At 68.7% G+C, this 10,726-nt stretch carries 10 protein-coding genes and 1 tRNA gene; 2 read left to right on the plus strand and 9 right to left on the minus strand.

Annotation, left to right across the window (positions count from 1 at the left end; translation table 11 throughout):
• Positions 1-52: 52 nt before the first annotated feature.
• The 6 genes from QM568_RS10700 to aceE all read right to left on the minus strand — a co-directional run bounded on the left by QM568_RS10700 (position 53) and on the right by aceE (position 7,667).
• Entirely contained in the window at positions 53-1,294 is a 1,242-nt protein-coding gene (locus QM568_RS10700) for a beta-ketoacyl-[acyl-carrier-protein] synthase family protein (protein ID WP_415138635.1), read from the minus strand.
• A gap of 91 nt (positions 1,295-1,385) precedes the next feature.
• Positions 1,386-1,634, minus strand: coding sequence for an acyl carrier protein (locus QM568_RS10705; RefSeq protein WP_045258434.1), 249 nt, complete (start codon positions 1,632-1,634; stop codon positions 1,386-1,388).
• 68 nt (positions 1,635-1,702) lie between these two features.
• Positions 1,703-2,704: a beta-ketoacyl-ACP synthase III gene (locus tag QM568_RS10710; protein ID WP_415138637.1), complete on the minus strand. Its 1,002-nt coding sequence runs from the start codon at positions 2,702-2,704 to the stop codon at positions 1,703-1,705.
• On the minus strand, positions 2,701-3,621 hold the full coding sequence (locus tag QM568_RS10715) for an ACP S-malonyltransferase (protein ID WP_415138639.1): 921 nt from the start codon (positions 3,619-3,621) through the stop codon (positions 2,701-2,703). The genes QM568_RS10710 and QM568_RS10715 overlap by 4 nt, the downstream gene beginning before the upstream one ends.
• 91 nt (positions 3,622-3,712) lie before the next feature.
• Positions 3,713-4,909 (minus strand): PucR family transcriptional regulator, encoded by a 1,197-nt coding sequence (locus tag QM568_RS10720; RefSeq protein WP_415138651.1) that lies wholly within the window; start codon positions 4,907-4,909, stop codon positions 3,713-3,715.
• A gap of 31 nt (positions 4,910-4,940) precedes the next feature.
• A complete protein-coding gene (aceE, locus tag QM568_RS10725; protein ID WP_415138641.1) occupies positions 4,941-7,667 on the minus strand; it encodes a pyruvate dehydrogenase (acetyl-transferring), homodimeric type in 2,727 nt (908 codons plus the stop codon).
• A gap of 153 nt (positions 7,668-7,820) precedes the next feature.
• Between aceE and QM568_RS10730 the strand changes: the two genes are divergently transcribed.
• Positions 7,821-7,896: transfer RNA gene (locus QM568_RS10730), tRNA-Val, on the plus strand.
• 237 nt (positions 7,897-8,133) lie between these two features.
• Here the strand turns inward: QM568_RS10730 and QM568_RS10735 are convergent.
• Together QM568_RS10735 and QM568_RS10740 are read right to left on the minus strand one after the other, a co-directional pair.
• Positions 8,134-8,616, minus strand: a complete 483-nt coding sequence (locus QM568_RS10735) for an SRPBCC domain-containing protein (protein WP_415138643.1) — start codon at positions 8,614-8,616, stop codon at positions 8,134-8,136.
• On the minus strand, positions 8,613-8,930 hold the full coding sequence (locus QM568_RS10740; RefSeq protein WP_415138645.1) for an ArsR/SmtB family transcription factor: 318 nt from the start codon (positions 8,928-8,930) through the stop codon (positions 8,613-8,615). The genes QM568_RS10735 and QM568_RS10740 overlap by 4 nt, the downstream gene beginning before the upstream one ends.
• A gap of 310 nt (positions 8,931-9,240) precedes the next feature.
• Between QM568_RS10740 and QM568_RS10745 the strand changes: the two genes are divergently transcribed.
• Positions 9,241-9,951, plus strand: coding sequence for a hypothetical protein (locus QM568_RS10745; protein WP_415138647.1), 711 nt, complete (start codon positions 9,241-9,243; stop codon positions 9,949-9,951).
• Positions 9,952-9,959: 8 nt separating this feature from the next.
• Here QM568_RS10745 and QM568_RS10750 read toward each other — a convergent pair whose 3' ends face one another.
• Positions 9,960-10,271, minus strand: a complete 312-nt coding sequence (locus QM568_RS10750; RefSeq protein ID WP_415138649.1) for a helix-turn-helix domain-containing protein — start codon at positions 10,269-10,271, stop codon at positions 9,960-9,962.
• Between the last annotated feature and the right edge of the window lie 455 nt (positions 10,272-10,726).

A 10,726-nucleotide genomic window follows, 5' to 3' on the forward strand; every position in this document is an offset into this window, starting at 1 on the left:
CCGAGACCCCGTCCTGCCAGCAGGACGGGGTCTCGGCGCGAAGGGCGGCTTCTCAGCTCTCGGGGCCGGCGAGGACGACGACCGCGTTGTGCCCGCCGAAGCCGAAGGAGTTGCTGATCGCGCAGAGCGTGCCGTCCCCGAGAGGCTGCGCGCTGCCGGAGAGCCGGAACGGGACGGCCGGGTCCTGTTCGGTCATGTTGATCGTGGGCGGTGCGATGCGGTCGCGCAGCGCGAGCAGTGCGAAGATCGCCTCCAGCGCGCCCGTGCCGCCGAGCAGGTGTCCCGTCGACGCCTTGGTCGCGGAGACCGGGATCTCGCGCAGACGCTCGCCGAAGACCCGCTCCAGGGCCACGTACTCGTTCGGGTCCCCGACCGGGGTCGAGGTCGCATGCGCGTTGATGTGCGAGATCTGGTCGGCGGTGAGTCCCGCTTCCTCGAGCGCCTGGACGACGGCGCGCGCCGCCCCCGAGCCCTCTGGGTCGTTGCCGGTGATGTGGTACGCGTCGGCGGTGACGCCGCCGCCCAGCATGTAGCCGTAGATCTTGGCGCCGCGGGCCCTCGCGTGCTCCTCGGTCTCGAGGATGAGCGCCGCTGCGCCCTCGCCCATCACGAAGCCGTCGCGGTCGATGGCACCAGGGCGGGATGCCGTGGCGGGGTCGTCGTTGCGGCGCGACAGCGCCTGAGCGGAGGCGAAGGAGGCCATGGTGATCGGGTGGATCGCCGACTCGGTGCCGCCGGCGATCACGACGTCGGCGAGGCCCTCCTGCAGGTGGTGGAAGGCGTGGATGAGCGACTCGGTGCTCGACGCGCATGCGCTGACCACCGTCTGGGCGTACGCGCGGGCCCCGAACTGCAGCGACAGGTTGCCGGCAGCCGCGTTCGGCATGAGCATCGGAACCGTCAGCGGCATGACGCGACGAGGCCCCTTCTCACGCAGGGTGTCCCACGCGTCGAGGAGGGTCCACAGACCGCCGATGCCGGTGGCGAAGTCGACGCCGAGGCGTTCGGGAGCCACCTCGGGGGAGCCGGCATCCTCCCAGGCCTCGCGAGCCGCGATGAGCGCGAACTGCGACGACGGGTCGAGCCGCTTCGCCTCGTGCCGGGGGAGCACCTCTTCGGGGCGCACGATCGCCTCCGCGGCGAAGGTGACGGGCAGCTCGTACTGCTGGACCCAGTCGTGCTCGAGCGCACGCGCGCCGGAGCGGCCCGCGAGCAGGTTGCTCCAATTGTCGGGGGCGGTGCCGCCGATGGCGGACGTGGCACCGATGCCGGTGACGACGATGCGCTTGGTCATGTGTGGTTCCTTGTCGTACGAGGTGCGTGCGATACGGGCAGAATGGAGGATGCCACGCCCCGCGGTGGCGGGGGTGGCTTCCAGCCGGGGCTTACTCCTGGCCCGCGACGATGAAGTCGACCGCGTCGCCGACCGTCTTGAGGTTCTTGACCTCGTCGTCGGGGATGGTGACGCCGAACTTCTCCTCGGCGTTGACGACGATCGTCATCATCGAGATCGAGTCGATGTCGAGGTCGTCGGTGAACGACTTCTCGAGGGCGACCTCGGAAGCGTTGATGCCGGTCTCGTCGGTGATCAGCTCTGCGAGGCCAGCGAGGACCTCATCGTTGGTGAAAGCCATGTGGTCTTCCTCTTTCTTGCGGGTTGTTTTCGGAACCGTGGAACAGTCTAGAGAAGGTCGGGTCGATCTCAGGGGAGGACGACGACCTGAGCGGCGAAGACGAGCCCCGCGCCGAAGCCGATCTGCAGGGCGAGGCCACCGGAGAGCTCGGGGTGCTCCGCCATGAGGCGGTGACTGGCGAGAGGGATGGAGGCGGCCGAGGTGTTGCCCGTCGTCTCGATGTCCCGTGCGATGACGGTGCTCTCCGGGAGCTTCAGCTGCTTGGCGAACTCGTCGATGATGCGCATGTTCGCCTGGTGGGGGATGAACGCGGCGAGATCCTCCGGGGTGACGCCCGCCTTCTCGATCGCCTGGCGGGCGACTTTCGCCATCTCCCACACAGCCCAGCGGAAGACCGTCGGCCCCTCCTGACGCAGGGTCGGCCACGGCGACTCACCGTCGCGGAACTCGGTGAGGGCGTGGTTCATGCCCACGGCATCCGCCTTCGCGCCGTCCGATCCCCAGACCGCCGGTCCGATGCCGGGGGTGTCGCTGGGGCCGATCAGAGCGGCGCCGGCGCCGTCGCCGAGCAGGAAGGAGATGCTGCGGTCGGTCGGGTCGACGATGTCGGAGAGCTTCTCGGTCCCGATCACGAGGGCGTGACGGGCGGCGCCGGCGCGGATCAGCGCATCCGCCTGCGCCACGGCGTAGGCGTAGCCGGCGCACGCGGCGTTGATGTCGTAGGCCGCAGCGGGATTGGCGCCGACACGGTCGGCCACGATGGCGGACACGGACGGCGTCTGCTTCGGGTTGCTGATGGTCGCCACGATCACGACGTCGATCTGGTCAGCGGCGACGCCCGACTTCTCGATCGCCTCGATGCCGGCGGCGGTGGCGAGATCGATCGCTGTGGTGCCCTTGTCCGCGCGGACGCGCGTGACGACGCCGGTGCGCTGGCGGATCCACTCGTCGCTGGAGTCGATGGGGCCGACGAGGTCCTCGTTGGGCACGGCGTTCTCCCCCCGGGCGGCGCCGTACGCGTAGATGCGGGTGTACGCCGGGCCGGTGGTCTGGTTCAGCGTGACGCTCATGCGGCTTCTCCGTTCAGCAGCGCGACCGCTGCGTCGAGGTCTTCGGGGGTCTTCACAGCGACGGTCGGAACGCCGCGGAGCCCGCGCTTGGCGAGACCGACGAGGGCGCCGGCGGGGGCGAGCTCGATGAGGCCGGTGATGCCCTGTTCGGCGAACGAGGCCATGCACAGATCCCACCGCACGGGCGAGGCGACCTGGTCGACGAGGTAGCCCAGCGCCGTCGTGCCATCGGCGACCGTCGAGCCGTCGCGGTTGGTCCAGAGGGTCACCTGCGGATCGCCGGCTTCGACATCGGCGACGGCGTCGCGCAGCGCGGCGACCGCGGAGGCCATGTACGAGGTGTGGAACGCTCCGGCCACCTGCAGCGGGATCACGCGGGTGCCGCGCACCGGCTCCTCCGCGAGAGCGGCAAGGGCGGGCAGGGCGCCTGCGGCGACGATCTGTCCGCCGCCGTTGTAGTTCGCAGGGGTGAGATCGAGCTCTGCGAGACGGGCCAGCACGGCGTTCTCATCGCCGCCGAGCACGGCGCTCATGCCCGTGGGCGTCTGCGCGGCGGCATCCGCCATCGCGCGTCCGCGCACCCCGACGAGCCGCATGGCCGTCTCGGCGTCGATGACGCCGGCGCCGACGAGGGCGGCGAGCTCGCCGACCGAGTGCCCGGCGATGCCGTCGGGGCCGCGGCCAGCGCGCTTCGAGAGCTGGTCGGCCGCGATGAGGGATGCCGCGACGATGAGCGGCTGCGCGATGCGGGTGTCGCGGATCGTGTCCGCATCCGAGACGGTGCCGTGCAGGACGAGGTCGACACCGGCGGCCTCGGAGAAGGCGGCGAGCTGCTCCTGCACCGCGTCGAGCTCGAGCCAGGGGGAGAGGAAGCCCGGGGTCTGAGAACCCTGACCGGGGCACGCGTAGACGATCACCTCACCATCTTGCCAACGATCCGGCGCATTCGGTGGATGATCCATCACAAGATTCCGGGAAACGCTTGTGTGTGGCGCACATCTGCCCGGCTCAGCGCGCGATGCGTCGTGCCGGAGGCCGTCGGCGCAGCTGATCGGTGGTGCCGATGGAGCCGAGGATCAGCGCGGTCTGCAGGATCAGCGCCTCTCGAGGGCCGGTGGCGTCCCAGCCGATGACCTCGCTGACCCGTTTGAGCCGGTAGCGCACGGTGTTCGGATGCACGAAGAGCTCGCGTGCCGTCGCCTCGAGCGAGCGGCCGTTGTCGAGGTAGCTCCACAGCGTCGTGAGGAGATCCGTCGAGTGCGCCTGCAGTGGGCGATGGATGCGCTCGATGAGCGTCTGCTTCGCCAGCGGGTCTCCGGCCAGCGCGCGCTCCGGAAGCAGGTCGTCGGCTTCGACCGGCCGCGGCGCGTTGCGCCAGGCTCGGGCGACCGCGAACCCGGCGAGGGCCGCCCTGGCGCTCTGGCTGGCATCGACGAGGGCAGCGACGGCGGGGCCGAGCACCACATAGCCCGGGCCGAAGGAGGGCTCGAGGCGGGACGCGATCTCGAGGAAGCCGAGCTCCTCGTCATCGCGCTCCTGACCCGCGATGCGGGCGCGGCCGAGCACGAGCACGAGGCGCGAGCCCTGCACGCCGATGAGCACGTCCACGGCGAGCTTGCGCGCGGTGCGGCGCACCTGGTCGACGTCGAACTGCGCAGGCGTGGTCCCCACGAGGACCGCGACCTCGCCGTGACCGTGCCAGCCGAGGGCCGCGATGCGGCTGGGGAGCTCCTCGTCGGCTTCACCGGTGAGGATGGAGTCGACGACGAGCGCCTCGAGCCGCGCGTCCCAGAGACCCCTGGCCTCGGCTGCACGGGCGTAGACGTCGGCCGCGGCAAAGGCCACGTCTCGCGAGTACAGCAGGATCGCCTCGCGCAGCAGGTCGCCCTTGCCGGCGACGCGCTCTTCGGTGACCTCGACCGTGACGCGGATGAGCTGCAGCGTCTGCTGCAGGCTCACGCTGCGCAGCAGTTCCCGGGGAGCCGCGGCGAAGATGTCGGCCGCGATCCACGGGGTCGAGGTGGGGTCGTCGTACCACTGGATGAACGAGGTGATGCCGGCCTGGGCCACCAGCCCGACCGCCGAACGGCGGGCCGGTGGCATGTCGGCGTACCACGGGAGCGTGTCCTCGAGCCGCTTGATCGTCACCGAGGCGATGTCGCCGGAGATCCGGCGCAACCAGGCGAGGGTCGCGGCCTTGTCCATGCCGGTGGGAGACGATTCTGTCACCGGTGGCTCAGCTTTCGCCACCCGCATTGCCGCTGGTGCCGGCGTTCACGTCGTGCAGGCGGTACTTCTGGATCGCCTGCGCAGCGAGCGCGCGGTCGACTCTGCCGTCCTCGGCGAGGGCCTGGAGCGTGCGCACCACCATCGACGGGCCGTCGATCTTGAAGTAGCGGCGCGCCGCGGCACGCGTGTCGGAGAAGCCGAAGTCGTCGGCGCCGAGAGTCGCGTAGCGGTTCGGCACCCACGGGCGGATCTGGTCCTGCACGGCGTGCATGAAGTCGCTGACGGCGACGACCGGGCCCTCTGCGCCCTCCAGCTTCCGGGTGAGGTACGCGGTGCGCGGCTCCTCCTCCGGGTGCAGGAAGTTGTGCTCGTCGGTGGCGAGGCCGTCGCGGCGCAGCTCGGTCCAGGAGGTGACCGACCAGACATCGGCGATCACACCCCAGTCGTTCTTCAGCAGCTGCTGCGCCTCGAGCGCCCACGGCAGGCCGACGCCCGACGCGAGCAACTGGGCGCGGGGGCCATCGCCCTCGCCTACGGAGACGCGGTGGATGCCGCGGACGATGCCGTCCACGTCCACATCCTCGGGCTCGGCAGGCTGCACGATCGGCTCGTTGTACACGGTGATGTAGTACATGACGTTCGGGTCGGGGTGCTCGCCGCCGTACATCCGCTCCAGGCCGCTGCGCACGATGTGTGCGATCTCGTAGCCGTAGGCGGGGTCGTACGAGACGGTGGCCGGGTTGGTCGAGGCGAGCAGGTGCGAGTGGCCGTCGGCGTGCTGCAGTCCTTCGCCGGTCAGCGTCGTGCGTCCGGCGGTGGCGCCGATGATGAACCCGCGCGCCATCTGGTCGCCGGCGGCCCACTGGGCGTCGCCGGTGCGCTGGAAGCCGAACATCGAGTAGAAGATGTAGATCGGGATCAGCGGTTCGCCGTGCGTGGCGTACGAGGTGCCGGTCGCGGTGAAGGCGGCGAGGGCGCCGGCCTCGTTGATGCCGACGTGCACGATCTGACCCTGCGGGCTCTCCTTGTAGGCGAGGAGCAGCTCGCGGTCGACCGAGGTGTAGTGCTGGCCGTTCGGGTTGTAGATCTTCGCCGTCGGGAAGTACGCGTCCATGCCGAAGGTTCGTGCCTCGTCCGGAATGATCGGCACGATGCGGTGGCCGAAGTCCTTCGAGCGCAGCAGGTCCTTCAGCAGGCGCACGAACGCCATGGTGGTGGCGATCTCCTGCGTGCCCGAGCCCTTCTTGGGCAGGGCGTACGCCGAGTCATCCGGCAGTGAAAGACCGACGTGCGTCGAACGGCGCTCCGGCAGGAAGCCGCCCAGCGCGCGACGGCGCTCGAGCATGTACTGGATCGTGTCGTCCTGCGGGCCCGGGTTGTAGTACGGGGGCAGGTACGGGTTCTCCTCGAGCTGCGCGTCGGTGATCGGGATGTGCATCGTGTCGCGGAACGTCTTGAGGTTGTCCAGCGTCATCTTCTTCATCTGGTGGGTCGCGTTGCGGCCCTCGAAGTGGGGGCCGAGGCCGTAGCCCTTGACCGTCTTCACGAGGATCACGGTGGGCTGGCCCTTGTGCTCGGATGCCGCCTTGTACGCCGCGTACACCTTGCGGTAGTCGTGGCCGCCGCGGCGCAGACGCCAGATCTGGTCGTCCGTGTAGTCCGCGACGAGGGCCGCTGCGCGCTCGTCCTTGCCGAAGAAGTGCTCGCGGATGTACGCGCCCGACTCGGCTTTGAAGGTCTGGTAGTCGCCGTCGGGGGTGGAGTTCATGATGTTCAGCAGCGCGCCGTCGGTGTCGCGGGCGAGGAGGTCGTCCCACTCGCGGCCCCAGACGACCTTGATGACGTTCCAGCCGGCGCCGCGGAAGTACGACTCGAGCTCCTGGATGATCTTGCCGTTGCCGCGGACGGGCCCATCGAGACGCTGCAGGTTGCAGTTGATCACGAAGTTGAGGTTGTCCAGGCCTTCGTTAGCGGCGACCTGGAGCTGGCCGCGGCTCTCGACCTCATCCATCTCGCCGTCGCCGAGGAACGCCCACACCTGCGAGGAGGACGTGTCCTTGATACCGCGGTTCTCGAGGTAGCGGTTCGCCATGGCTTGGTAGATCGCGTTGATCGGGCCGAGGCCCATCGACACGGTGGGGAACTGCCAGTAGTCCTGCATCTGCCGCGGGTGCGGGTAGGACGGGATGCCGAAGGGCGCGCGTGACTGCTCCTGGCGGAAGCCGTCGAGGTGCTGCTCGGTGAGGCGGCCCTCGAGGAACGAGCGGGCGTAGATGCCGGGGGAGGCGTGGCCCTGGATGAAGATCTGGTCGCCGCCGCCTGGATAGTCGGCGCCGCGGAAGAAGTGGTTGAAGCCGACCTCGTAGAGTGCCGCAGAGGAGGCATAGGTGGAGATGTGGCCGCCGACGCCGATGCCGGGGCGCTGTGCGCGGTGCACGGTGACCGCGGCGTTCCAGCGGATCCAGGCGCGGTAGCGGCGCTCGACCTCCTCGTCGCCGGGGAACTCCGGTTCGTTCTCCGGGGCGATCGTGTTGATGTAGTCGGTGGTCGGGACCATCGGCACGCCCAGGTGCAGCTCCTTGGAGCGCTTGAGCAGACTGAGGATGATCTCGCGGCCACGTCCGTGGCCCTTCGCGTCGACGAGCTCGTCGAGCGACTGCTGCCATTCGCCGGTCTCCTCCGGATCGCTGTCGAGGGGGCCCTGGGAGTACGGATCCTGGTCGTGCACGGTCACGGGGTGGAACCTTTCGTCAAGCTGGCGGGTCTCGCCAAGAATCGGAGGGCGACGCGGGCAGCCTTGTCGGTAGTGCACAACGCGCGCCGCCTTCAGCCTAGTCCTGTCGGAGGGGCGAAGCGCATCGCGGGAGTCGGTAGAGTGGATGGACCAGGGCCTTTAGCTCAGCTGGTAGAGCGCCACGCTTACACCGTGGATGTCGTCGGTTCGATCCCGGCAGGGCCCACCAAACGTTGGATGTTCAAACTTCCAGCAAGAACGGTGTGAGCATCCAACCCCGCCTGCCGGGTCTGCTCGTAGGTGAGCGCGTCCGCGTGCAGCGCCGGGTCGAACAGCACGTCGAAGGGTTCGCCGTGGTCGGTGGCTATGCCGAGTGAATGTTGCCCCTCTGCTGCCGAGCCAAAGCTGACTCCCTGCTTATCGTGCTGACGTCTCAGGAGTGCGGTTCTTCGCGGAGCTGAATAGGTCAGCGCGTCGGTGCGAGTTGCTCACCGGTCTCCAGCAGGGGCTTGAGGCCGCTGAGGACGTACATCCATCCGGCTCCGATGACGCCGGCTGCGGTGTTCGGGGATTGCCCGAGCCTGTCGTGGATGACGGTGAGCATGCAGGTGCCGTTTCCCTGGTCATCGATCTGCCAGGTGACCCGGCTTGCGGGCTCGACGTCGGTCTTCGGGCCGAACAGCGAACGCCATCCCACGACCAGGCGGTGGGGGCGGTTGGATTCCAGCACGGTCTCGTCTCCCCAGAGCGAGTTGCCGTCGGGCGAGTGGTACCGGAACGGCGTGCCGACCTCGGCCGTGGTCTCCACTCGTGAGCCATAGAAGTACCGTGCTGTGAACTCTGGCTTCACGATTGCGTCCCAGATGGTGTCGGCGGACGCCTTGATGAAGATGCAGTAGACCTGCGGGGCGGTGGCGGTGGCCGATGAGTCGGCCTCGGTCGTTCTCATGGCGACTCCTCGAGTTGAGATTTCAGGTCGGTGAGCGCACGGACGCGCGGCTCGGTGTACTTGGTAATCCAGCGGTCATGGATCTGCCGGATCGGAACAGGGTTGAGGAAGTGAAGCTTGCGGCACCCTGAGCGGCGGGCGGTGATCAGGCCGGCATCTTCGAGCACGCGCAGGTGCTTGGCGATGCCGAAACGGCTGAGCCGGAAATCAGCTTCCAGCTCGCCCTGGGTCAGGCCGTCATGCGCAAACAGCCGATCCAGGAGTGCGCGACGCGTTTCATCGGCAAGTGCCTTGAAGACCGCGTCGTCGTCCACAGCCGCATATTAGGTGACTGTTTGGTCACATTTAAATGCGTTCGCCGCGCACCCTCCAACCAGCGGTGCCTCTCGATGCGCGCGGCGCACCGGGACCCGCCCGACCTGCGCAAGCTCTGTGAAGTCATGATCCGGCTGACCCTGCAAGAGACAGGACGCAGCCACATGGAGCGCCGCCCGGACGAACCGCGCGAGATGTGCCGGTCCGAGGCCGCGCGGGGTGTCGGGGGAAAGACTGAGCCCCGGTGACGTGACCGAGGTCAGAGGTCCACCGGGGCTTTCTGACGCTCATTCTACGCGACAATTGACTATGCCAGCAAATGACGCCACCGACTCCTCGCGGGAGTGGGTCGAGCGCTGGCTGAGCCCGCCACGGCTCGGCGTGTACCTCAACGCTACCGGCGGCGACCACACAGCCGCACTCGACCTGTACGAGTGGAATGCCCGGTTGGGCGCCGCGTTCGGGCACGACCTCGCCCATCTGGAAGTCGCACTCCGCAACGCCTATGACCGCGCCCTGACCGAGCACCTGGGTCTGTCGACCCACTGGACCGCGGCTGGAACCCAGGTGTTCGCGCCCGTGCTGCGCGTCCGCAAGCGCGGCCCGCACGGCAAGGTCACCGTCGACATCAATGCCAAGTCCCGCGCCTCGCTGGAACGCGCGATCCGCGAAGCGGGCGGCCGCAAAGCACCGCCGGGCAAGGTGATCGCGCAGCTCACCTTTGGCTTCTGGCGCTACCTGACCTCCGCGGCGCACGAGGTGACGCTGTGGCGTCCCGCGCTGCACCACGCCTTCCCGCCCGGCACCAGCCGGCCCGATGTCGATACCCGCGTCGGCCGGCTCCACGAGCTGCGAAACAGGGTCGCGCATCACGAACCCTTGCTCGGCATCGACATCACCGCCCGCCACGGCGACCTGCTCCATGTCGCCGCCCTGCTCGACCCGCAGCTCCGCGCCTACATCCGGGAACACTCGACCGTCGCGGACCTCGTTGCCGCGCGACCTGTGACCGGGCGATAGCCGGAGCGTCACCGGGTCACGCGCGGCATTCTCCCCTTTGGACGGATCGTGCCGCCGTCGGCGAGCACCGCGGCGCGCACCGTCTCCACGCTCACCGTCATCTGATGGGCGACATGCGCGAGCGTCAGGCCCGACTCATACAGCGCCGCCGCGTGAGCGCGACCGTCAGCATCCGCGCCGGGTTCCCTCGAGGGGACACCGGCCGGCCGGGCGAACACTGGCATGGTGCCGCGGTGCGCCCCGAATCTCGCCGCGATGGTCCGCGCCGGCTCACCTGCCTGGTAGGCGGCGACCAGTTCGGCGCGCTTCTCCGGGCTCAACCGAGTTTGAGACTTCGCCGGACTTTTCGCGACCGGACCGCGTGTATCGTGCCTATCAGGCGTCCGCGACCGCGACCCGCGGAGCCCCTGAGAACACGGGAAATCAGGGTTCTCAGCGCCGGACGCGAGTTTGAGAATCGCCCGGGAAGGCCCACCCAAAGTGTCTTACGGGAACAGGCGACATCGCCTTCTCCGGTCGCCCCGCGAGCGAAGCGAGTCGGAACGTCCCGTTAGGGCTGCTCGCCTCGAACACCTCCGCGGCTCGGCCCTGGGATTCCGGAACCCGACGAACGACATCACCAGGAGTCTCCTCGAGACCGGCGGATTCAGCCCTGATCCACCGTGTTGGGTGGGTGGCGGGCTGCGTGTTGTGAAGTGAAATGTCCTTCTGGTCTGGGAAAATATTGATTGTCTAGGTCAATGTTTGCCAGTCCGGAAGGACATCTCGTAGGTGA

The sequence above is a fragment of the Microbacterium sp. genome (genome assembly GCF_047607465.1).
GTDB lineage: Bacteria > Actinomycetota > Actinomycetes > Actinomycetales > Microbacteriaceae > Microbacterium.